The organism is Neisseria chenwenguii (assembly GCF_002216145.1).
In the GTDB taxonomy this organism is placed as follows: Bacteria; Pseudomonadota; Gammaproteobacteria; order Burkholderiales; family Neisseriaceae; genus Neisseria; species Neisseria chenwenguii.
The window spans coordinates 1,100,508-1,122,188 of record NZ_CP022278.1; the positions used below are offsets into that span (position 1 = coordinate 1,100,508).

General features: G+C 51.3%; 19 protein-coding genes, 2 tRNA genes, 3 rRNA genes and 1 pseudogene. 4 read left to right on the forward strand and 21 right to left on the reverse strand.

Features of this window, described 5'->3' with window-relative positions; translation table 11 throughout:
* Nucleotides 1-66: 66 nt before the first annotated feature.
* The 18 genes and pseudogenes from BG910_RS05425 to BG910_RS05515 all read right to left on the reverse strand — a co-directional run bounded on the left by BG910_RS05425 (nucleotide 67) and on the right by BG910_RS05515 (nucleotide 14,746).
* Complete coding sequence (locus tag BG910_RS05425) at nucleotides 67-297, reverse strand: hypothetical protein (RefSeq protein ID WP_089035967.1); 231 nt, start codon at nucleotides 295-297, stop codon at nucleotides 67-69.
* A 468-nt stretch (nucleotides 298-765) separates the two neighbouring features.
* On the reverse strand, nucleotides 766-909 hold the full coding sequence (locus tag BG910_RS13160) for a T6SS effector amidase Tae4 family protein (RefSeq protein ID WP_089035968.1): 144 nt from the start codon (nucleotides 907-909) through the stop codon (nucleotides 766-768).
* 82 nt (nucleotides 910-991) lie between these two features.
* Nucleotides 992-1,471, reverse strand: coding sequence for a NuoB/complex I 20 kDa subunit family protein (locus BG910_RS05435; RefSeq protein ID WP_089035969.1), 480 nt, complete (start codon nucleotides 1,469-1,471; stop codon nucleotides 992-994).
* The gene (locus BG910_RS05440) at nucleotides 1,462-1,818 is read right to left on the reverse strand and encodes an NADH-quinone oxidoreductase subunit A (protein ID WP_089035970.1); all 357 of its coding nucleotides are present in this window, start codon (nucleotides 1,816-1,818) and stop codon (nucleotides 1,462-1,464) included. Before BG910_RS05440 ends, BG910_RS05435 begins: the two co-directional genes overlap by 10 nt.
* 342 nt (nucleotides 1,819-2,160) lie before the next feature.
* Nucleotides 2,161-2,347, reverse strand: a pseudogene (locus BG910_RS12770) (IS1595 family transposase); the annotation flags it as partial.
* A 134-nt stretch (nucleotides 2,348-2,481) separates the two neighbouring features.
* Complete coding sequence (locus BG910_RS05450; RefSeq protein WP_089035780.1) at nucleotides 2,482-2,952, reverse strand: type IV pilin protein; 471 nt, start codon at nucleotides 2,950-2,952, stop codon at nucleotides 2,482-2,484.
* 210 nt (nucleotides 2,953-3,162) lie between these two features.
* Entirely contained in the window at nucleotides 3,163-3,468 is a 306-nt protein-coding gene (locus tag BG910_RS05455) for a ComEA family DNA-binding protein (protein ID WP_089035781.1), read from the reverse strand.
* A gap of 438 nt (nucleotides 3,469-3,906) precedes the next feature.
* Nucleotides 3,907-4,020 (reverse strand): 5S ribosomal RNA (gene rrf, locus BG910_RS05460).
* Nucleotides 4,021-4,130: 110 nt separating this feature from the next.
* A 23S ribosomal RNA gene (locus BG910_RS05465) occupies nucleotides 4,131-7,018 on the reverse strand.
* 331 nt (nucleotides 7,019-7,349) lie between these two features.
* Nucleotides 7,350-7,425 (reverse strand) — tRNA-Ala (locus BG910_RS05470).
* 28 nt (nucleotides 7,426-7,453) lie between these two features.
* A tRNA-Ile gene (locus BG910_RS05475) sits at nucleotides 7,454-7,530 on the reverse strand.
* A gap of 90 nt (nucleotides 7,531-7,620) precedes the next feature.
* A 16S ribosomal RNA gene (locus BG910_RS05480) occupies nucleotides 7,621-9,161 on the reverse strand.
* Together the 16S, 23S and 5S rRNA genes with 2 tRNA genes alongside form the textbook arrangement of a ribosomal RNA operon.
* A 354-nt stretch (nucleotides 9,162-9,515) precedes the next feature.
* Complete coding sequence (locus tag BG910_RS05485; protein WP_089035971.1) at nucleotides 9,516-9,983, reverse strand: CinA family protein; 468 nt, start codon at nucleotides 9,981-9,983, stop codon at nucleotides 9,516-9,518.
* 68 nt (nucleotides 9,984-10,051) lie between these two features.
* Nucleotides 10,052-12,160: a peptidase domain-containing ABC transporter gene (locus tag BG910_RS05490; RefSeq protein ID WP_089035972.1), complete on the reverse strand. Its 2,109-nt coding sequence runs from the start codon at nucleotides 12,158-12,160 to the stop codon at nucleotides 10,052-10,054.
* Nucleotides 12,160-13,470, reverse strand: a complete 1,311-nt coding sequence (locus BG910_RS05495; protein ID WP_089035973.1) for an HlyD family secretion protein — start codon at nucleotides 13,468-13,470, stop codon at nucleotides 12,160-12,162. Before BG910_RS05495 ends, BG910_RS05490 begins: the two co-directional genes overlap by 1 nt.
* Nucleotides 13,471-14,083: 613 nt before the next feature.
* On the reverse strand, nucleotides 14,084-14,266 hold the full coding sequence (locus tag BG910_RS05505; protein ID WP_089035975.1) for a hypothetical protein: 183 nt from the start codon (nucleotides 14,264-14,266) through the stop codon (nucleotides 14,084-14,086).
* 65 nt (nucleotides 14,267-14,331) lie between these two features.
* Nucleotides 14,332-14,544, reverse strand: a complete 213-nt coding sequence (locus tag BG910_RS05510) for a hypothetical protein (RefSeq protein ID WP_089035976.1) — start codon at nucleotides 14,542-14,544, stop codon at nucleotides 14,332-14,334.
* 31 nt (nucleotides 14,545-14,575) lie between these two features.
* Nucleotides 14,576-14,746, reverse strand: coding sequence for a bacteriocin (locus BG910_RS05515; RefSeq protein ID WP_232462243.1), 171 nt, complete (start codon nucleotides 14,744-14,746; stop codon nucleotides 14,576-14,578).
* Nucleotides 14,747-15,015: 269 nt separating this feature from the next.
* Between BG910_RS05515 and BG910_RS05520 the strand changes: the two genes are divergently transcribed.
* On the forward strand, nucleotides 15,016-16,359 hold the full coding sequence (locus tag BG910_RS05520) for a TolC family outer membrane protein (protein ID WP_089035978.1): 1,344 nt from the start codon (nucleotides 15,016-15,018) through the stop codon (nucleotides 16,357-16,359).
* Nucleotides 16,360-16,482: 123 nt separating this feature from the next.
* A complete protein-coding gene (locus BG910_RS05525) occupies nucleotides 16,483-17,490 on the forward strand; it encodes an adenosine deaminase (protein WP_089037153.1) in 1,008 nt (335 codons plus the stop codon).
* A 225-nt stretch (nucleotides 17,491-17,715) separates the two neighbouring features.
* Here BG910_RS05525 and ftsX read toward each other — a convergent pair whose 3' ends face one another.
* The 3 genes from ftsX to BG910_RS05540 form a co-directional block, all read right to left on the reverse strand.
* Nucleotides 17,716-18,633, reverse strand: a complete 918-nt coding sequence (ftsX, locus tag BG910_RS05530) for a permease-like cell division protein FtsX (protein ID WP_089035979.1) — start codon at nucleotides 18,631-18,633, stop codon at nucleotides 17,716-17,718.
* Nucleotides 18,630-19,280 carry a cell division ATP-binding protein FtsE gene (locus tag BG910_RS05535; protein ID WP_089035980.1) on the reverse strand — a complete coding sequence of 217 codons (651 nt, stop codon included), beginning with the start codon at nucleotides 19,278-19,280 and terminating at the stop codon, nucleotides 18,630-18,632. The genes ftsX and BG910_RS05535 overlap by 4 nt, the downstream gene beginning before the upstream one ends.
* A gap of 694 nt (nucleotides 19,281-19,974) precedes the next feature.
* Nucleotides 19,975-20,457 carry a TlpA family protein disulfide reductase gene (locus BG910_RS05540; RefSeq protein ID WP_089035981.1) on the reverse strand — a complete coding sequence of 161 codons (483 nt, stop codon included), beginning with the start codon at nucleotides 20,455-20,457 and terminating at the stop codon, nucleotides 19,975-19,977.
* Between the two features lie 149 nt (nucleotides 20,458-20,606).
* On the opposite strand from BG910_RS05540, the gene arsC reads away from it, so the two are divergent.
* Both arsC and BG910_RS05550 read left to right on the forward strand, forming a co-directional pair.
* Nucleotides 20,607-20,963, forward strand: coding sequence for an arsenate reductase (glutaredoxin) (gene arsC / locus BG910_RS05545; RefSeq protein ID WP_089035982.1), 357 nt, complete (start codon nucleotides 20,607-20,609; stop codon nucleotides 20,961-20,963).
* 16 nt (nucleotides 20,964-20,979) lie between these two features.
* Nucleotides 20,980-21,636, forward strand: a complete 657-nt coding sequence (locus tag BG910_RS05550) for a YdcF family protein (protein WP_089035983.1) — start codon at nucleotides 20,980-20,982, stop codon at nucleotides 21,634-21,636.
* Nucleotides 21,637-21,681: the final 45 nt, after the last annotated feature.

Here is a 21,681-nt window from a genome sequence, read left to right on the forward strand (position 1 = left end):
TCAACTTATTGTATGTTTTTTTTCAGGCTGTTTTAAAAACATTAAATCTTATTATTAACTCAATATTTATGACAATAGAAATGGTGCAAGCAAATAAACCAACACCACCGCATTAACAGCAATTAAAGCCACTTTCAAGCCACCTTTGCCCCACAATACCGACATACCCAATGCCACAATCGCAACCACAATGCTTGGAATCCACAATCCACCTGCTGCAGTTACCAAGAAAGTTACCAAAGCCAAAACACAGCTCACAACCGTTGCTAAAATTGCCAATCCAGATTGATTTTTCATTAGAATTAACTCCTAACTAATAAATTTTTAAAATATTAATTTTTGCCTTTTCAGGCAGCCTGAAAACCATCACTTTACAAAAGTAAATATCATTTTATTCTATTTGCGTATAACCATAATATTTATCTAAACTGCGAATAAATTTCTGATATTTTTTGGAATTATAAATTTTTAAACACGAATCAAATATCATCATATTCCCACTGCTGTGCAGAGATTTGATTTTAGGAAACTCTAGCTTAATAAAGTTATCCACTTCTTGATACGCTTTACCATGATGCCTACCCAATTGAAAATAGGCTTCTACTGCATAACCTGTATCATTTTTGATCCAATCAGTCTAACCAAATTGGTTTAAACAATATGCCATGCCATAGTTTTTCAAGAAATAGCGTGAATTGGCTAATTCATTAGCCACATATACAGGGATATTTAACAAAACTAATAAAATAAAAATTTTATTTTTTTTCAATCTTGTAATCTCCAAAATAGAATTCTTACTAATTTAGCATTACTTGGCTGAAAATAGCATTTATCTCCACACTCGTAATCATTCCACAAAGTAATATGCCCTGTAGCATCGTTCCAGCCAGTTATAACGAAAGCAATAATACCTTGTAATCCTGCAAATTGACGACTCTAATTAGTTCCATCTGCTTTCAAAAAATTAAAATGTTTTCAGGCTGCCTGAAATCTAATGTCGCGCAATTGTATAAGTACGTTTGATTTTGCCCTGCAACTGAATCAAGCCGTATAACAAAGCTTCAGCAGTTGGCGGACACCCTGGCACATACACATCAACAGGTACCACGCGGTCGGCACCGCGCACCACCGAATACGAATAATGGTAATAGCCGCCACCATTGGCACATGAACCCATAGACAATACCCAACGCGGCTCAGCCATTTGGTCATAAACACGGCGCAAAGCAGGTGCCATTTTGTTGGTGAGCGTACCAGCCACAATCATCAAATCCGACTGGCGCGGCGATGGGCGGAAGATGATACCAAAGCGGTCTAGGTCATAACGCGCCATACCCGCGTGCATCATCTCCACCGCACAACAGGCCAAGCCGAAAGTCACCGGCCACAGCGAACCCGTGCGCACATAGTTCAGCACCGTATCCGCGCTGGCGGTTACGAAGCCTTTGTCCAAAACGCCTTCTATTCCCATTCCAGTGCACCTTTTTTCCATTCGTAAACAAAGCCCACCGTGAGCACCGCGATGAAAACCAGCATCGACCAAAAACCAAAAGCGCCCAAGTCCTTGAACACAACGGCCCACGGAAACATGAACGCAATTTCCAAATCAAACAGGATAAACAGAATCGCCACCAGATAATAACGCACGCCAAACCGCATACGCGCGTTTTCAAATGCTTCAAAGCCGCACTCAAACGGCGTATCTTTTTCCGCATAGTGACGCTTCGGGCCCAAGACGGTACCCAAAACCAAGAAAGCCACACCGGCAATCAGGCCAATGAGAATGAAGACCAGAACAGGAAAATAGTTAGCCAACATAGGCTGCTCCCGACTCGTTAACCGAAAATATAGAGGGGTAAAATTGATATTTTAACCGAATCCGTTAGAGGTTTGAAGCTGTAATTTGTGAAAAAGACCAATAAATTCAATGTTTTTTGAGAGAGGTTCTTATCCATGTTTTTTAATTACGCTTTTGAGTTTTGAAATAATTCTTTCGACTGATCTGACTGATGCTTTTGACGTGTGTCTGAATGACAGGGAAGGGTTGTCCTGAATAATTAGACCAAGCACCTCCTACCCATTGCTCTAAAATAGAAAATCAGCTTTTATTTCACTGCTGTTCAACCACCATTTGTACTCTTCTAAATATAAATACAGCTAAAACTGGCTCTTCGGGATACCGTTAAACTTACGCAAATGGCATTTGCCTGAGCCCAAAAGTCTTTAATTCCGTTAATGTAGTTCTGCTTTTCGGCAAAATGTGTACTGTGGTCATATACCAATGGTTAAATTTGCGGCCATCCCAAGCATCATAACTTTTGTAGTAGTCGGTATAGACTATACCGTTGAGTGTTGCACTTGAAATGTGAATGCAAGGCTGTCTAAAATTCAGACGGCCCGAGCCGTAGAAATTACCGGTCTAAAACGGGGGTACCCGTTTTGGGCTGTTTTTTACAAAGCCCCCCACCTTCATCCAAGGCTTTACCCGAAAGGCCGGCACTCCTTATCCCCGCCCCCGCCGAAATACGCCTTCCCGTCCGTACACCGGCTGTCCGAACGCCCGCACAACACCGCCGACAAACCCCCGTCCAGCTTCAGCACCCGCGGTTCGCCCTCATGATCCTTCGCCACCGCCTTCAGCATAAACTTATCCGCCCGCGCCCCACGCGGATTTCCGTTTAAACGGATACAGAATCCGCCCGCCTCCTTAACCGGCAACTCCGGCCAGGTCGTCGAATTCGCCTTAAAACTCCCCCGCTGCGCATAAAACCGCTCCATAAACTGCGCATTCTCCAACAGCGCCGCATGGGCAGCCCGCAGATTCGCAGCACGGACATGATCCCGATAGAGCGGATAGGCAACCGTCGCCAAAATGCCGGTAATGGCCAGCGTGACCAACAGTTCCGTCAAGGTAAAGCCGGAAAGCCGTGTTTGCGGATGAATCTGTTTCATTGTTTCCCTTTTGTCTACTTTGCCGTGTGCCGTTTTACTATAACAGACATGGAAATAACTTCGGTTGCCGTCTGAACCGTTTCAGACGGCATCAGGTATTCCGTATTTCTAACCGACTACCGGAACTTTGACCTTTTTTCCGTCCCGCAGATGCAGCAAAGGCCGCCCGACCCCGTTTCCGGTTTCAGACGGCCTCCGGCAGGATCTGCCCTATTTCTTCACCACCGGCTGTTTCACTGCCGGTACGGCTGCCTTCTTCGCAGGCGCACCGCCAACCGCCACCTCGGCCTTCAGCTTCGCAAAAATGCCTTCGCCGATGCCTTTGACGTTCTTCAGCTCGTCCACACTCTTAAACTGTCCGTGCTGACTACGGTAGGCCACAATCGCCTTCGCTTTGGCCGGACCCACACCCGGCAGCGTTTCCAGCTCGGCCTCACCCGCAGTATTGATGTTGACTGCCGCCAGCGACAGCGCTGTACCCAATGCCGCTACCGCAGCAAAAATGAATTTTTTCATGATTTTTTTCCGTTTCCTGTGAAATCCGTAATGTCCAAACACTCACCGCATCCGCCCAACCGCCGGCTGTTTTTCCGCGGCTGCACCGATGCACCAGTCGTTATGATAAATAACTTTCCACGCCGTTTTAAACCCTTTCTGATTATCGTGGCATTTATAGTCATCAAATGTTTCATCCGAACAACACCGGAACCGTTTGTCTTTTTCCCTTATCTGCATTCCCGTCCGCCCCTCACTCTCTTCTCACTCACTTTCCCTTCCTACAGCCCTCCCTTTCCTGACTGACAGCACAACCCCTTCCTCCCCCATCGGCTACCCCCTTACCCGCTCTTATCCGCCTCCCCTGCATCGCCTCTTTTGCACCCTCTCTTTGTTTTCTCCACCGTTTGCTCCGTCCAAAAACAAAGCCCCCGACATCGTCGGGGGCTGGGAATGGGTGTTTGGCAGTGACCTACTTTCACATGGAAGAACCACACTATCATCGGCGCTGAGTCGTTTCACGGTCCTGTTCGGGATGGGAAGGCGTGGGACCAACTCGCTATGGCCGCCAAACTTAAACTGTACAAACCGGTAAAGCCGCAATCCCTCAGGATTGGCAAATCAACTGTATGGTGATGATCAAATCATCAGTAAGCTTTTATCTCTGAAATTCTTCAAATGATAGAGTCAAGCCTCACGAGCAATTAGTATCGGTTAGCTGCACGCGTTACCGCGCTTCCACACCCGACCTATCAACGTCCTGGTCTCGAACGGCTCTTCAGGAGGGTTATACCCTCAGGGAAGTCTCATCTTCAGGCGAGTTTCGCGCTTAGATGCTTTCAGCGCTTATCTCTTCCGAACTTAGCTACCCGGCAATGCGACTGGCGTCACAACCGGTACACCAGAGGTTCGTCCACTCCGGTCCTCTCGTACTAGGAGCAGCCCCCGTCAAACTTCCAACGCCCACTGCAGATAGGGACCAAACTGTCTCACGACGTTTTAAACCCAGCTCACGTACCACTTTAAATGGCGAACAGCCATACCCTTGGGACCGACTACAGCCCCAGGATGTGATGAGCCGACATCGAGGTGCCAAACTCCGCCGTCGATATGAACTCTTGGGCGGAATCAGCCTGTTATCCCCGGAGTACCTTTTATCCGTTGAGCGATGGCCCTTCCATACAGAACCACCGGATCACTATGTCCTGCTTTCGCACCTGCTCGACTTGTCGGTCTCGCAGTTAAGCTACCTTTTGCCATTGCACTATCAGTCCGATTTCCGACCGGACCTAGGTAACCTTCGAACTCCTCCGTTACTCTTTGGGAGGAGACCGCCCCAGTCAAACTGCCTACCATGCACGGTCCCCGATCCGGATCACGGACCTGGGTTAGAACCTCAAAGACACCAGGGTGGTATTTCAAGGACGGCTCCACAGAAACTGGCGTCTCTGCTTCTAAGCCTCCCACCTATCCTACACAAGTGACTTCAAAGTCCAATGCAAAGCTACAGTAAAGGTTCACGGGGTCTTTCCGTCTAGCAGCGGGTAGATTGCATCTTCACAACCACTTCAACTTCGCTGAGTCTCGGGAGGAGACAGTGTGGCCATCGTTACGCCATTCGTGCGGGTCGGAACTTACCCGACAAGGAATTTCGCTACCTTAGGACCGTTATAGTTACGGCCGCCGTTTACTGGGGCTTCGATCCGATGCTCTCACATCTTCAATTAACCTTCCAGCACCGGGCAGGCGTCACACCCTATACGTCCACTTTCGTGTTAGCAGAGTGCTGTGTTTTTAATAAACAGTCGCAGCCACCGATTCTCTGCGACCCTCCAACGCTTACGGAGCAAGTCCTTCACGTCAGAGGGCATACCTTCTCCCGAAGTTACGGTATCAATTTGCCGAGTTCCTTCTCCCGAGTTCTCTCAAGCGCCTTAGAATTCTCATCCTGCCCACCTGTGTCGGTTTGCGGTACGGTTCTGATCCAACTGAAGCTTAGTGGCTTTTCCTGGAAGCGTGGTATCGGTTACTTCTTGTCCGTAGACAATCGTCGTCACTTCTCGGTGTTATGAAGACCCGGATTTGCCTAAGTCTTCCACCTACCGGCTTAAACAAACTATTCCAACAGTTTGCTAACCTAACCTTCTCCGTCCCCACATCGCATTGAATCAAAGTACGGGAATATTAACCCGTTTCCCATCGACTACGCATTTCTGCCTCGCCTTAGGGGCCGACTCACCCTACGCCGATGAACGTTGCGTAGGAAACCTTGGGCTTTCGGCGAGCGGGCTTTTCACCCGCTTTATCGCTACTCATGTCAACATTCGCACTTCTGATACCTCCAGCATGCTTTACAACACACCTTCTTCGGCCTACAGAACGCTCCCCTACCATGCCTTGCGGCATCCGCAGCTTCGGTTACAGATTTGAGCCCCGTTACATCTTCCGCGCAGGACGACTCGACCAGTGAGCTATTACGCTTTCTTTAAATGATGGCTGCTTCTAAGCCAACATCCTGGCTGTCTGGGCCTTCCCACTTCGTTTACCACTTAATCTGTCATTTGGGACCTTAGCTGGCGGTCTGGGTTGTTTCCCTCTTGACAACGGACGTTAGCACCCGCTGTCTGTCTCCCGAGGAGCAACTTGATGGTATTCTTAGTTTGCCATGGGTTGGTAAGTTGCAATAACCCCCTAGCCATAACAGTGCTTTACCCCCATCAGTCTCATACTCGAGGCACTACCTAAATAGTTTTCGGGGAGAACCAGCTATCTCCGAGTTTGTTTAGCCTTTCACCCCTATCCACAGCTCATCCCCGCATTTTGCAACATGCGTGGGTTCGGACCTCCAATACCTGTTACGGCACCTTCATCCTGGCCATGGATAGATCACTCGGTTTCGGGTCTACGCCCAGCAACTAGTCGCCCTATTAAGACTCGGTTTCCCTACGCCTCCCCTATCCGGTTAAGCTCGCTACTGAACGTAAGTCGTTGACCCATTATACAAAAGGTACGCAGTCACGGAACTTGTCCGCTCCCACTGTTTGTATGCATCAGGTTTCAGGTTCTGTTTCACTCCCCTCCCGGGGTTCTTTTCGCCTTTCCCTCACGGTACTGGTTCACTATCGGTCGATGATGAGTATTTAGCCTTGGAGGATGGTCCCCCCATCTTCAGACAGGATTTCACGTGTCCCGCCCTACTTTTCGTATACCTAGTACCACCGTTGAAATTTCGAATACGGGACTGTCACCCACTATGGTCAAGCTTCCCAGCTTGTTCTTCTATCTCAACGGCTATCGTATACAGGCTCCTCCGCGTTCGCTCGCCACTACTTGCGGAATCTCGGTTGATTTCTTTTCCTCCGGGTACTTAGATGGTTCAGTTCTCCGGGTTCGCTTCTCCTACCCTATGGATTCAGGTAGGGATACTGCACCGAATGCAGTGGGTTTCCCCATTCGGACACCACCGGATCATAGCTCTATTGCCAGCTCCCCGATGCTTTTCGCAGGCTTACACGTCCTTCGTCGCCTATCATCGCCAAGGCATCCACCTGATGCACTTATTCACTTGACTCTATCATTTCAAGAACCTCTCTGACTCCGCTTTCGTTCCCGTTGACTAGGCAACTTGGCTTGAAGTCTTTACTTTGATAAAGCTTACTGCTTGTTGTGTCTTAACCCTGCCTTTTGTGTTTCAGGGTTAAGTCGATACAATCATCACCCAAATACTGTGGTTTGCTTCTCCAACCTGCCTGCTTTTGCAAACAGAATCTTCAAATCAAACCGACATTGTCTTTGTTTGTTGATTTCGGCTTTCCAATTTGTTAAAGATCGATGCGTTCGATATTGCCATCTACTCCGCAAATCAAAACAGACTCTTCAATCTGCTTTGATTTGGGAAGTAATGGTGGAGGCAAACGGGATCGAACCGATGACCCCCTGCTTGCAAAGCAGGTGCTCTACCAACTGAGCTATGCCCCCAGTGTACTACCTTCCGGCTGCCGTCTTGTGGTGGGTCTGGGAGGACTTGAACCTCCGACCCCACGCTTATCAAGCGTGTGCTCTAACCAGCTGAGCTACAAACCCAAGGTCCTTGACCGTACCATGCGGTACCGTCCTGCATCTTCTATACAGTTTACCGATAAGTGTGGATGCCAAAACCCCTTCTTTCTCTAGAAAGGAGGTGATCCAGCCGCAGGTTCCCCTACGGCTACCTTGTTACGACTTCACCCCAGTCATGAAGCATACCGTGGTAAACGACCTCCTTGCGGTTAGTCTATCTACTTCTGGTATCCCCCACTCCCATGGTGTGACGGGCGGTGTGTACAAGACCCGGGAACGTATTCACCGCAGTATGCTGACCTGCGATTACTAGCGATTCCGACTTCATGCACTCGAGTTGCAGAGTGCAATCCGGACTACGATCGGTTTTGTGAGATTGGCTCCACCTCGCGGCTTGGCTACCCTCTGTACCGACCATTGTATGACGTGTGAAGCCCTGGTCATAAGGGCCATGAGGACTTGACGTCATCCCCACCTTCCTCCGGCTTGTCACCGGCAGTCTCATTAGAGTGCCCAACTTAATGATGGCAACTAATGACAAGGGTTGCGCTCGTTGCGGGACTTAACCCAACATCTCACGACACGAGCTGACGACAGCCATGCAGCACCTGTGTTACGGCTCCCGAAGGCACTCCTCCGTCTCCGAAGGATTCCGTACATGTCAAGACCAGGTAAGGTTCTTCGCGTTGCATCGAATTAATCCACATCATCCACCGCTTGTGCGGGTCCCCGTCAATTCCTTTGAGTTTTAATCTTGCGACCGTACTCCCCAGGCGGTCAATTTCACGCGTTAGCTACGCTACTAAGGCATCAAGTGCCCCAACAGCTAATTGACATCGTTTAGGGCGTGGACTACCAGGGTATCTAATCCTGTTTGCTACCCACGCTTTCGGGCATGAACGTCAGTGTCATCCCAGGGGGCTGCCTTCGCCATCGGTATTCCTCCACATCTCTACGCATTTCACTGCTACACGTGGAATTCTACCCCCCTCTGACACACTCTAGTCCGCCAGTTCAAAACGCAGTTCCCAGGTTGAGCCCGGGGATTTCACATCTTGCTTAACGAACCGTCTGCGCCCGCTTTACGCCCAGTAATTCCGATTAACGCTCGCACCCTACGTATTACCGCGGCTGCTGGCACGTAGTTAGCCGGTGCTTATTCTTCAGGTACCGTCATATGCCCGGGGTATTAGCCCAAACCCTTTCTTCCCTGACAAAAGTCCTTTACAACCCGAAGGCCTTCTTCAGACACGCGGCATGGCTGGATCAGGCTTGCGCCCATTGTCCAAAATTCCCCACTGCTGCCTCCCGTAGGAGTCTGGGCCGTGTCTCAGTCCCAGTGTGGCGGATCATCCTCTCAGACCCGCTACTGATCGTCGCCTTGGTAGGCCTTTACCCCACCAACCAGCTAATCAGACATCGGCCGCTCGAATAGCGCGAGGTCTTGCGATCCCCCGCTTTCCTTCTCAAAGCGTATGCGGTATTAGCCATCCTTTCGGACAGTTATCCCCCACTACTCGGTACGTTCCGATGCATTACTCACCCGTTCGCCACTCGCCGGCAGAAGTGCAAGCACTCCCCCGCTGCCGTCCGACTTGCATGTGTAAAGCATGCCGCCAGCGTTCAATCTGAGCCAGGATCAAACTCTTATGTTCAATCTCTAACTTTTTAACTTCTGGTCTGCTTCAAAGAAACCGACAAGATTTTTTTCTTGCCTGTCTTTCAAACAGTGTGGGGCCCAAGCACCCACACTTATCGGTAATCTGTACTGTTAAAGAACGCTTCCGGACCAAACTCCGGCCCGAAAAAACCGCTGCAAAAGCAGCGAAGAACCGAACTATACACACCCCCACCACTCAGCGTCAACCATATCCCGGAAACTATTTCACCAAAAAATACAAACCCGCTGTTTTACAAACGTATTTTGTTTCACCCCAATCCCAACCTCCCGTAAAAAAACCGGGACCGCCTGAAATTATTGCTTTCAGACGGCCTCAAAACAAAACTCATCAAACCAAATGTTCCGCCAACAACGCCAATGCAAATCCAACCGCCTGCTGCCGGATGCTTTCGCGGTCGCCGCTGAATAATGCGGTGCGCTCGATATTTTCTGCGGGCGTGGATAGCCCGAACCATACGGTGCCGACGGGTTTTCCTTTGCCGCCGCCGCCCGGCCCTGCGATGCCGGAAATACTGAGGGCGTAATCGGCTTGGGCAACGGCTTTAGCGCCGCGTGCCATTTCGGCGACGGTTTCGCGGCTGACGGCACCGTGTTTGAGTAAGGTTGCGGGCAAAACGCCGAGCCGGTCTTCTTTGGCTTTATTGCTGTATGTGACGAAACTTTGGTGAAACCATTGCGAACTGCCCGAGATTGAGGTAAACGCCCCTGCGAGCAGTCCGCCGGTGCAGGATTCGGCACAGGTTACGGTTTGGCGGCGGGCGGTCAGATGGTCGGCGATGGTTTGAAGTGCGGTCATGGTTATGAACTCCGTTGTTAGGCCGCCTGAAAATCGTTCCTGCCCCAATTCTGCACATCCAAATGTTTTCAGACAGCCTCAGTCATCAAATCTTTGCGTAAATCCAAAATCCTGTCTGCCGCATCGATGGTTTCTTTGCGGTGTGCAACGACGATTTTGGTTACGTTGAGCAACTTCAAATTTTGGTTGATGGCTTTTTCGTTTTCGATGTCCAAATTACTGGTGGCTTCGTCCAAAAACAGGATTTTTGGTTCGCGGTATAAGGCGCGGGCAAGGATAATCCGCTGTTTTTGGCCGCCTGACAAGGCGCTGCCCATGTCGCCGATCAGGGTTTCGTAACCCATCGGCATTTTCATAATATCTTCATGAATGACTGCCATAGCTGCGCACTGCATGATTTTCTGCGGGTCGGGCGTTTCGTCGAAGAAACTGATGTTTTCGCTAATCGACCCTGAAAACAGGACGTCGTCTTGAGTGACAGTACCGCTCAAATCGCGGATAAAGCGCGGATGGAGCTTGTGAATGTCGTGTCCGTTGAGGTAAACGTGCCCTTCCGTGGGTTTCAGATTGCCGATTAAGATGTGCATCAGAGTCGATTTGCCGCAACCCGAGCTGCCGACGAAAGCCAGCGATTCGCCCTGCTTGATTTTAAAGCTGACGTTTTGCAAAACGGGCGGTTCGCTTTCGGAGTAGGCAAACGATACGTCTTCGACGGAAATGTCGATGTCGCCTTCGATTTGCGGCAGCAGAAATTCATCTGCTGTTTCCTGTTCGCTTTCGGTCAGCACAATATCCGCCAAACGTTCGGCCTGGAGGTTGAGCATTTTGATTTTGACGTATTGGTCGACCAGCTTGCCGACGCGGGTTTCAAACTGGTCTTTATACGACCAGAACGCAGTCAGCGCACCGACGGTAAAGATACCGTCGAGAATGTTGCTTGCGCCGAAATACACAATCAGGATGCCTTCGACGCCGAACAGGAGCTTGTTGGCAAAACTGAATATGTTCTCCAGCTTCTGAGTGGTCAGTTTGGTATTGACTGTGTCGACAAACAGCGACATCCAGACGTTGTGCCGCTGTTCGTTTTTGCCGAACAGTTTGACCGTCTGCACGCCCCTGACCGTTTCCATGAAATAGGTGTCCTGCTTGGCGTCGTGGATGATGTTTTCTTCGGTCGCATTGCGCAGCGGGCGGTAGGCTAGCCAGCGGATCAGGATATAGAGCACCAGCGCAATCAAAACAATCAAGGTCAGTTTTACACTGTAGAAGAACATCAGCACCAGCGTAAAAACCCCCATGATGCCGCTTAGCACCACTTCGATAAACGTCGAAGTCAGTGTATCCTGGATGGTATCAATCGAGCCGAAGCGGGAAATGATGTCGCCCAAATGCCGCTTTTGGAAATAGTCGCTGGGCAACTCCAGCAGGCGTTTGAACATATTGGCTTTCCACTGGACGTTCAGCGTGGTCGCCAAGTGCATATTGACCCACGATTGCAGCAGCCGTGTCAGCTCTTGCAGGATTTTCAACAGGCCGAAGCCCAATACCAGTGTTACCAGCAGATTGCGGTCGGCGGAAACCACCACATTATCGATCACCCATTGCAGCAGAAACGGGCTGACCAGCGTGAAAACTTCCAGCGCCAGCGCCAACAGTAAAACCTGCGCCAGCGAGCGGCCGATACCGGTTACGCCTTTGAGCAGGCTTAAAATACGGATACGTTCTTTTTCGTCTTTTTTCTCAAAATGCGTGTTCGGCCAAAGCTCCAACGCAATGCCGGTAAATTTCTGCGACACCTCCGACATCCGGATTTTACGCATCCCGACGGCGGGATCCATAATCGTAATGCTGTCCTTGCCTACCGACGCCAACACAACAAAGTGGTTCATGTCCCAATGCAGGATACAGGGCGTTTTCAGATTGGGCAGGTCAGGCAAATCCAGACGCAGCGCACGCGAGGTCAAGTTTAATTCATTGCCGTAACGCACGATGTGCGCCATCGTCATGCCTTTTTGAGACAGCGAATATTTCTGCCGCATCGTGCGTAAATCGGTGTTGTAGCCGTGGTAGCCCGCAATGGCGGTCAGACAGGCTAAGCCACACTCGGCCACCTCTGTCTGCAAGACTACCGGGAGTTTTTTGCCGAAGCCGAAAGAAAGTTTGTCTAAATAATTCATCAGTGCAGTTTCCCCGAGATGCTGTACAACGGGTCGAGCACCCATTCATAAAGTTTTTTGCGCTCGTTCAAAATATCCGCTTCCAAGGCCATGCCGACCTGGAGCGGCTGGTTTTTGCCGTAAACCTTAATCGTCTGCTTATCCAGCTTGACCTTGACCAGATAAACAGGCTGGTTTTGCGAAACCGTCTGATTAGGCTGCTCGGTAAACGCCATTCCCGCACCGGCCAACTCCTGTTTGCCCAAAGCCGTCCGCGCCACCGACACTACCTTGCCCGTTGCATGGCCGAATTTCTGATACGGATACGCCTGATAGCGCAACACCACGCTGTCGCCCGCCTTCACAAAACCGATGGACGAACTGGGCACATACAGATTTGCGGACAGCTCCGCATCTTTCGGCACAATACTCATCAAAAGCCTCGACGAATCCACCTGCTGGCCGACCTCCACATTCGACGTCGTTACATAGCCCGATTTGCTCGCGCGTATCGTCTGCTCATGCTGCGAATCCAGATTCAGGCTTTCCTGATTGAGTTCCGAAAGCGTGCGGTTGAGCTGGCTCAACTCCGATTCCTGCTTGTCGGGCATGGTTTTCTGCGTATTCTGCGCCTCGCCCAAATCGCGCAAAATGCCCGCTTCCTCGCGCTTGAGCGTATCCAGCTGCGACTGCTGGTTTAAATATTCGTTTTCATATTCCATCATCTGCTGTTCAGAAATAAAGCCTTTTTTCAGCAGCGGACGGTATTTCCTGATGACCTCTTTCGCCAACGCCACGCGCCTGTTCTGCCCCTTGATTTGGCTTCTCACATCATCGAGCTGGGTTTGCAGACGGCCTATATTCCCGCCCGCCGTACGCGCATCGTTTTCATGCACCTCTTTCAACCGCGCGATTTCCTGTTCCAGCAGTTTTTTGCGCAAGCGCGCCTCTTCCGTCAGCCGTTCGCGCACATCCGCACCGCCGCTGTATTTCGGCATCGAAAGCGTCAGCAGCACATCACCCTTCTTAACAAAATCGCCCTCGGAAACCTTTTTTTCCGCCACAACCCCCGCATCGGAAGCATACACCCTGACCAAGCCCGACAACGGCAGAAGCTGCCCCTCTACCGTCGTCTTGCGCGTATAGCTGCCGAAAAAGGCAAACAGCACCACCACCAACGCCACAACCGCTGCGCAACCGATCATAAATTTAAACGAAAACGGCCGTGCCAATACCACATGGCCGGTCCATTTGTTTTTCTTGGCCTCCAAAATTTCCGGTCGGAAAAAAGGCCTGGGTTCGTTTTGTTGCTGGTTTTGAGGATTAGTCATAAGTCGGAACAGAAGAAAGACCGTTTTCAGACGGCCTACTCGGAATTTTCAGAACACAAAGATACGACAGAAATCTGAAGCAATTAGTTCGGAATATGTGTTGTAAATTTTGTTAATGCAAAGATTTAAAAAGATTTTTTCATAACCATGCCGTCTGAAAAATCAGACCCTGCGTTTTGAAACAGAAACGGCGGAACAATCCGGCGCCAAATAAAGCAAACAAAAAAACAGAACAGCGCCGAATAAAACAGCGCCGTTTTGAAGCGTCCGGAAAACAGATAAAAATCAGAAAGCACCACCGCAGAAAAAACCGCCACCACCGCCGACCGTCTCAACATTCCAATTTTGTTTTGCGTTCCACTATTCTCCTCTCATATTTTCAGGCGACTACAGTCAGACCTGACAGACTGTCTGATTATTTCGATACTTACATAAAATCGCTCCACTGAAAAATGTTTTTTTGCAAAGTTAAATTGTTAAATTTAAACTATAATTTCATATTATGAATACGGCTTAAAACCAAATTTTATAATCACAACGTAAAATAAAAGCCGCCTGAAATTTTTCAGACGGCTTTTCTCAAGTTATATAACCAACTGCATTTCAAAAATACTTACTTTTCTACTATTTTACGCCATGTTTGATATGCAAATTTTATTTCATCCCGAACAGGGTTAGGAATCCCACTCTTTTCCAAAAGAGGAACAAATACCAAACCCTGCGCCCAGCCGGAAAACTGAGGACCAATACCACCGCTTATCCGTTTCAATTGATCAACACCTAAAACCAGCATCATGGCAACTCCTTTCAAAAAGACCGGAACAACCGTTTTTCAGACGGCCTATAAATCAGCCGGACAGTCTACCGTGTTTCCAGCGGCACTACCGGCTCGGGAATACGGATTTCGCCCGCTCTACGCAACCGCTCCTCGATAACATCCCAGTATCCGATAAACCCTGCCTTACCGGGGCGCCCAAGAAGAAAGCCGCCTCCCACCTGATCCAACACTTCTTTATCCAACAACTGCATCTTCTGTTCCTTCTCTATGAAAAAGCGGAAAAAGCGCTCCTGCAAAGGAGCGCACCTATACAGCCGGGTTGACTGCTTAGAAATTGTGATCTTCGCGGAATTCGCGAATTTCATCACGGACGTTGTGAGCCAATTCAACAGCAGCATCACCCAAAGAGCGGAAACCGTCTTTTAGCGATTTACGGAAGCTGCTCCAATTAACACCACCGGCAACCTGTTGCAGTTCTTTTTCGTTCAACTCTTTCATGATTCTTCCTTTCATAAATTTCAATGAAAAATTAAAAAACGAGACATCTCTGAAATCTCCCTTGTTTGGGTCTGATTGACCGTTTAAGTTTGACTGATTAAGTTTTATCGTGTTTCATCTCGTAAAGAAACCGTAAAATCCAAACGTGGTATGATATTGAATTGAAAGAGTATTTTCATATATTCCGATAAAAACCGCACATCTTCGGAGCGAACTATTTTGTTTTATCAGCCTCTAACTTTCAGCTTCCTACCGATTTTCTCTATATTATGCGCACCCTTCATACCGCTACTGTTTTCACCGCCCTGTTGCTGGCTTTTCCCGTCGCAGGTCATGCGTTTACGCTGGCTGATGCATGGCTGGCGGCGTTGAACTATTCGGCCGACCATTCCGCCGCCCGCCACGAGCGCAACGCCGACCGTGAGAAGAAAAACCAAGCCAGAGCCGAGTTGCTGCCGCAGATTACCGCCAACACCGAATACAGCCGTCAGCCGCCGTCGCTTTCATCGACCACCCGCAGCAACGGCTGGAACGTCCAAGCCAGCCAGACGCTGTTCGACAAATCGCTGTTTGCCCGCTACAAGCAGGGCAAAGTTGCGGCGGAAACAGCGGATGCCAAACTGGCCAACAGCCAGGGCGAACTGCTCTACAATGTCGCGCAGGCCTACTTCGACGTCCTGCTCCAGCAGGACAAGCTCAAAGCCGTGCGCGAGGAACGCGCCGCCTATACCAAGCAGCTCGAACGCGCGCAGGAAATGTTCAAACAGGGCGCAGCCACCATTCTCGACACCCACGAAGCACAATCCGGCTACGATACGGCCGTGGCCAAGGAAGTGGACATCCTGACCAAACTGCGCATCGCAAAAAACACCCTCTCAGACATGACCGGGCTGGATTCCGAACAAATCAGCGCCGTGCGCATCAATCCGGAAAACATCGACCTTTTGGCACACACCCAAGAGCAGGAATGGCAGGATTTGGCCGAACAAAACAACCAGGAATGGCAGATGCAGCGCTTGGCGGTCAAAGACGCCGAGGCCGCCTACAAAGCCGCCAAAGGCGGGCATTGGCCGAAGCTGACACTCAACAGCAGCTATCAGAACTACAACAATACCTACAACTACTACGGCTACGACCAAAGCTACCGAAGCAAAGGTGCGACCGTTTCACTCAACCTTTCCCTACCGCTGTTCAGCGGCGGTTCGGTATATAGCCAGGCAAAAGAAGCCGCCGAACGCGAACTGCAAAACCGCGACCTGTTGACCGCTGCCGAGCGTAAAGTACGCCTGTCGGTCAAACAGTCGTTTTTCAACACCGACAGCAGCCACGCGCAAATGATTGCCCAGCAGCGTCTGCTGGCCGCCAACACAGCCAAACTGGAATCGACGCAGATCGGCCGCCAAGTCGGTGTGCGCAACAATCTGGAAGAAATCCAAGCGCAGCAGGCCAAAGCCGATGCCGAACAGAAACTGGCCGAAGCCAAATACGGCTACGTCAAATCCTATCTCGAGCTCCTGAAAAACTCAGGCGTTCTGGTGGAGGTACGGCGGCTCTCGGCGGTTAACGATGCGCTTTACCCGCAGGTATCGTCCGTTGCGCCGGACAAGCCGTAACATTGATGGAACAAACGCCGGTTATGTACCCGAGGCCGTCTGAAAAATTTTCAGACGGCCTCTCTTTTCCCCTTGCTCCCGTTTCCCGTAAAATCCTGCCTATCCGAAACCGAAAGGCCTGCCATGCCCCATACCGAACTGATCCGCCGCCTCCCCAAAACCGAGCTTCATGTCCACATTGAAGGCACGTTCGAACCTGAACTGATGTTTGAAATCGCGCAGCGCAACGGCGTGCGGATTCCTTATGCGGACGCAGACGAAGTGCGCGCGGCCTATGCTTTTCACAATCTGCAATCGTTTCTGGATATTTATTACGCGGGGGCGGCGGTGTTGCTGCACGAACAGGACTTTTACGACTTAACCCGCGCGTATCTGTTGCGCTGCCGCGAAGACAATGTGGTGCATACGGAAATCTTCTTCGATCCGCAAACTCATACGGCGCGCGGCGTGGCGTTTGAAACGGTATTAAACGGCATTGTCCGCGCGTGTCGCGAAGCAAAGGAAAACTGGGGCATCGGCAGCAAATTGATTATGTGTTTCCTGCGCCATTTGCCGGAAGAATCGGCGTTTGAAACATTGAAGACGGCTTTGCCGTTTAAAGAGCAAATCATCGGCGTGGGCTTGGATTCGAGCGAGATCGGGCATCCTCCGTCCAAGTTTGAACGGGTGTTTGCCAAAGCGCGCAAAGCAGGCTTTTTAACGGTGGCGCACGCAGGCGAAGAAGGGCCTCCGGAATATGTTTACGAGGCTCTGGATTTACTGAAAGTAGCGCGTATCGACCACGGTGTGCGTTCGGAAGAGGACGATGCGTTGACGGCCCGTTTGGTTGCAGAACAAATGCCTCTGACGGTTTGTCCGCTAAGCAACTTGAAATTAAAAGTGGTGAATCATTTAGGGGAGCACAATCTGCGGCGGATGCTGCGGCGCGGGGTATTGGTAACGGTCAATTCCGACGATCCTGCCTATTTCGGCGGCTATATAAACCAAAACTTCATCGAACTGGCGCGGGAACTGGATTTGGATACAGACGAAATCCGAACGTTATGCAAAAATTCGTTCAAGGCTTCGTTTATGGATGAAACGGAAAAATCGGTTTGGTGCCGGCGGGTTGATGCGGTACAGGCCGTCTGAACGGGGCACCGAAATATAGTGAAATTGAGTAACGTTGCAGGTCGGGCATTTATGCCCGACCTGCAACGTTACTGTTTCTCAACTATTTGACTATATTTTCAGACGGCCTGTCGGATAAAGTGGATTGGAAAACAACGGCGTGCACGACTCCTCCTACCGCATACCCATAAAAAAACAGCCCGAGGCCTTTGAAAAACCAAAGATCGCCAGAAGGCCGTCTGAAAACTACTTCTTCGCCCTAAACCACAACAAATACTGCGTCGTCGCCAACCAAGCGCCGAAAATACCGAGCGCGACTACGGTACACAACACCAGCGCGGTTTCGCCGAAGGTAAAAAAACGCCAGCCGATGTTGATGCCGTAGGGTTCGAAAATCGCGTCGGCCAGCGGGTACACGGCGTTCAGCAGCCAGGCGCACAGGCCGAGGCTGACGGCGACCGACAAAATGCCCTGCCACACCGCCTGATAGAGAAACGGGCGGCGGATAAACGACGCGGGCGCGCCCAAAAGTTTGGTGATTTCGATTTCTTCCTTGCGGCTTAAAATCTGCAAACGGATGGTATTGTGCGACACCAAAACAAACGCCATCCCCAGCGTGACCGCCAGAAACCACAAAATCTTGCGCAGAAATTCGTTAATCCGATACAGCGTCTGCATCCATTCCGTATCCATCGTGGCCGATTCGACCATCGGCAGTTTGACCATATCCTGATACAGCGCCTGCATCGCGTCGGGCGCAAGAGCGGCGTCGGGGGTAACGACGAACACGTCGGGCAGCGGATTGCCGTCGAGCATCGACACCAAATCCTGTTCCAAATTCGCCTGCAATTCCGCCAAACCCTGCTGTTTGCCGATAAAGCGCACTCTTTCCAGACGTTTGTCGCGCAGCAGCAGGCTCTGCACCGTATCCGTATCTGCTTTCGCCGCGTCGGGTTCCATATAAACCGTAATCTGCGGCGACTCGTTCAGACGGCCTAACACGCTCTGCCCGCTCTGAACGCCCAAATAAAGAAACAGCGGCAGCGTCATCGCCACAGCCAGCATCAAAAGCGTCAGCAGCGTGCCGACGGGCTGGCCGAGCTGCTGCCTGAGCGCCGTGCGCGCCGATTCGACGTGCAGAGAAACATAATGAATCAAATTCATGCCAGATGCCCTTTCTGCAAACGCAAAATGCGGTGGCCGTAGTCGGCCATCAGCGTTTCATCGTGCGCCGCCACAATCACCGTCGTTCCCGCCTCGTGGAATGTTTTGAACAACTCCATAATATCCAGCGCATACGCATGGTCGAGGTTGGCCGACGGCTCGTCCGCAATCAGCAGGCTCGGTTGATGCACCACCGCGCGCGCGATGCACAGCCGCTGCTGTTCGCCACCTGAAAGCGTGACCGGGTCGTCCAGCTCGCGGCCTTTCAGCCCCACCTTCTCAATCGCAATCCGCGCCCGCTCCTCCGCCCTGCCCGGCCGGTAGCCGATGATGCGCAAGGGCAGGATGACGTTTTGCAGCACATTGCGGTCGTACAGGATTTTGTGGTCTTGAAACACAATCCCGATGTGCTGGCGCATAAAACCGATCTGGTTTTCATTCAATGCGCCCAAATCCTGCTGGTTAAACCATACTTTGCCCTGAGTCGGTTTGGTAATTCCCGAAATCAGCTTCAACACCGTCGATTTGCCCGAACCCGAATGGCCGGCGATAAAAATCATCTCGCCCTTGTTGATTTGGAAACTGACGTTTTTTAAGGCTTCAAAACCGCCGGGATAGGTTTTGGACACCTGCTCGAAACGAATCATAAAAATTCCTGATAAAACTGTTTTCAGACGGCCTGATAACGGGCTTTCAACAGTTATCTACAAAATTATCCACAGCCTTTTCCACCACCGCATACAAACGGTCGGGAAACCGGATAAAAGACAAAACCCGCCATCCGCCCCGCAAAAGGCCGTCTGAAAAAACCGAAACAAGCCTGAATTATAAAGGTTTTCGCGTTATTTAGACAGCCGGCCGCATTTCAGACGGCATAAAACAAAAACACCCTGAAATTTCAAGGCGTTTGACTGGCTATTCAAATTTATCCCGAAGTTATCCACAGATAGTAGGGAAAAATGGGTACAGTTTTAGAACGGTTTAAAACGGGGCGGCTTGAGGCCGTCTGAAATGTTTGCACAAATCCAAACGAGCCCTCTCTCCTAACCCTCTCCCACGGGGAGAGGGAGTATGTTTGCGGAACACCGGAAATCTCAGACGGCATCCATACGCTTGAAGCCGTCTGAAATGTTTGGAACGCTGCAAACTGTCCCCTCCCCCGTGGGGGAAGGTTAGGGTGAGGGCAAAACGGTTTAAGCCATCTGAAACATTGATTCGGCGCTCAGGTCGGATTCTCGAATCCGACAATCCGCTCCCGCCGTTTCCTCCCGATATTCAAAAGGCCGTCTGAAAACCGCGTTCCCACGTTTTTCAGACGGCCTGACGGTTTGTGCAACCGCTTTACTTACATTTCGCCTTCGCCGCGTTGACCGCAGCCGTCAGGCTTTTTTCGTTGACGCCGCCGGTAATAGTTTGCTTGTAGCCGCATTTCGGGGCTTCGACCACGGTAAACGGCAACACACCGACTTGGTTGCCGAACGACTGCATAAATTTTCGGCTGCTCGCGCCGGTATAGCGCCAAATCGGGTAGCTCACGGGGGTTTGTTTGAGGAATTTGCCGATGTTTTCGGTGGAATCCAGTGCGATGCCGATCATATCGGCGCTGCCTTTGGGCTGGGCTTTGTACCAGGCCGACATGGCGGGCATTTCTTTGCGGCAGGGGCCGCACCAGGTCGCCCAGAGGTTGATGATGCACACGGGGGCTTTGAGCGATTTCAAGTCCTGCGCGGTGGCGGCGTTCCAGCTTTGTAGCTCGCTTGCGGCAAAGGCTGGCGCGGCGGTCAGGATGGCGGCGGAAAAAAGGGCGGCGGTAAGGCGTTTCATCAGTTTTGCTCCGTAAGAATGAAATGTAAGCCATTGTAACGCGTTCAGACGGCCTTATCATTAGCCCAAATCAAAAAGCCGCACCGGCACGGGCTTGCCCTATCGGGGCGATGCGGTTGATAATGACCGTCCGATTGAAAGGATCTGCCATGCCGTCTGAATTTGTTTTATACCACAACAACCGTTGCAGCAAATCGCGCGCTGCTTTGGAATGGCTGCAAACGCGCGGCATCGAGGCCGAGGTGGTGCGCTATCTCGACACGCCGCCCGACCTTGCCGCGCTGCACGAAATCTTCCGCAAACTCGGCGTGGCGTCTGTCCGCGAGATGATGCGCACGAAAGATGATTTATATAAGGAATTGGGTTTGGACAACCCCGATTTGGGCAACGACGCGCTGCTGGCTGCGGTTGCCGCCCATCCTGCGCTGCTTGAACGGCCGGTTTTGGTCACGCCCGAAAAAGCCGCCATCGGCCATCCGCTCGAAAACTTTGAAGCGCTGGTTTAAACAGGCCGTCTGAAAAATGTCTTTATTCCGAAGCCGAACCGGCTTGCGCCATTACCTGTTTTACGGCGTCGCCCTCAGCATTTTGCCGGTGGCGGCGCTGTTCGGCGCGGCGCTTTGGCAGGTGGCCGATACGGGCAACGGCCGTCTTCCCGACGACACACACGCCGATGCGGCGGTGGTACTCGGCGCGGCGGCTTGGGACAAACGCCCCTCGCCCGTGTTCCGCGAACGCATCAACCATGCTATCGCGCTGTATCAGAGCGGGCGCGTGGACAAAATCGCGTTTACCGGCGGCACGCCGAAAAAAGGCTACATGACCGAAGCCGAAGTCGGCCGGCGTTATGCGCTCAAACAAGGCATCCGCGCCCAAGACATCCTGTTTGAAAACACCTCGCGCTCGACCTACGAAAACCTGCGCAACATCCGCCCCGTCTTGCGCGCAAACGGCATCAAAACCGTCATCATCGTCAGCGACCCCTACCACCTCGCCCGCGCCCGAGCCGTTGCCGACGATTTGGACATCAGCGCACAAACCTCCGCCACCCCGACCTCGCTCTTAGGCAAAAGCGCCAACCGCGACCGCCTGCTGTTTCAGGAAGCCTACGCGCTGTTCGCCTACCGCTGCGAAAGCTGGGGCAACAAAATTTGGAACCTGCTCACGCGCAACGGGTGAGGTCGTCTGAAAAAGCGGATTTCTGTGAGACATCAAACCGAAAGG

What these genes read in the sequence shown, in the direction of transcription:
- BG910_RS05425 (WP_089035967.1), bottom strand. Translation starts at nt 297, where the DNA reads ATGAAAAATCAATCTGGATTGGCAATTTTAGCAACGGTTGTGAGCTGT.
- BG910_RS05435 (WP_089035969.1), bottom strand. Translation starts at nt 1,471, where the DNA reads ATGGGAATAGAAGGCGTTTTGGACAAAGGCTTCGTAACCGCCAGCGCG.
- BG910_RS05440 (WP_089035970.1), bottom strand. Translation starts at nt 1,818, where the DNA reads ATGTTGGCTAACTATTTTCCTGTTCTGGTCTTCATTCTCATTGGCCTG.
- BG910_RS05450 (WP_089035780.1), bottom strand. Translation starts at nt 2,952, where the DNA reads ATGAAACAGATTCATCCGCAAACACGGCTTTCCGGCTTTACCTTGACG.
- BG910_RS05455 (WP_089035781.1), bottom strand. Translation starts at nt 3,468, where the DNA reads ATGAAAAAATTCATTTTTGCTGCGGTAGCGGCATTGGGTACAGCGCTG.
- BG910_RS05485 (WP_089035971.1), bottom strand. Translation starts at nt 9,983, where the DNA reads ATGACCGCACTTCAAACCATCGCCGACCATCTGACCGCCCGCCGCCAA.
- BG910_RS05490 (WP_089035972.1), bottom strand. Translation starts at nt 12,160, where the DNA reads ATGAATTATTTAGACAAACTTTCTTTCGGCTTCGGCAAAAAACTCCCG.
- BG910_RS05495 (WP_089035973.1), bottom strand. Translation starts at nt 13,470, where the DNA reads ATGACTAATCCTCAAAACCAGCAACAAAACGAACCCAGGCCTTTTTTC.
- BG910_RS05505 (WP_089035975.1), bottom strand. Translation starts at nt 14,266, where the DNA reads ATGATGCTGGTTTTAGGTGTTGATCAATTGAAACGGATAAGCGGTGGT.
- BG910_RS05515 (WP_232462243.1), bottom strand. Translation starts at nt 14,746, where the DNA reads ATGAAAGAGTTGAACGAAAAAGAACTGCAACAGGTTGCCGGTGGTGTT.
- BG910_RS05520 (WP_089035978.1), top strand. Translation starts at nt 15,016, where the DNA reads ATGCGCACCCTTCATACCGCTACTGTTTTCACCGCCCTGTTGCTGGCT.
- BG910_RS05525 (WP_089037153.1), top strand. Translation starts at nt 16,483, where the DNA reads ATGCCCCATACCGAACTGATCCGCCGCCTCCCCAAAACCGAGCTTCAT.
- ftsX (WP_089035979.1), bottom strand. Translation starts at nt 18,633, where the DNA reads ATGAATTTGATTCATTATGTTTCTCTGCACGTCGAATCGGCGCGCACG.
- BG910_RS05535 (WP_089035980.1), bottom strand. Translation starts at nt 19,280, where the DNA reads ATGATTCGTTTCGAGCAGGTGTCCAAAACCTATCCCGGCGGTTTTGAA.
- BG910_RS05540 (WP_089035981.1), bottom strand. Translation starts at nt 20,457, where the DNA reads ATGAAACGCCTTACCGCCGCCCTTTTTTCCGCCGCCATCCTGACCGCC.
- arsC (WP_089035982.1), top strand. Translation starts at nt 20,607, where the DNA reads ATGCCGTCTGAATTTGTTTTATACCACAACAACCGTTGCAGCAAATCG.
- BG910_RS05550 (WP_089035983.1), top strand. Translation starts at nt 20,980, where the DNA reads ATGTCTTTATTCCGAAGCCGAACCGGCTTGCGCCATTACCTGTTTTAC.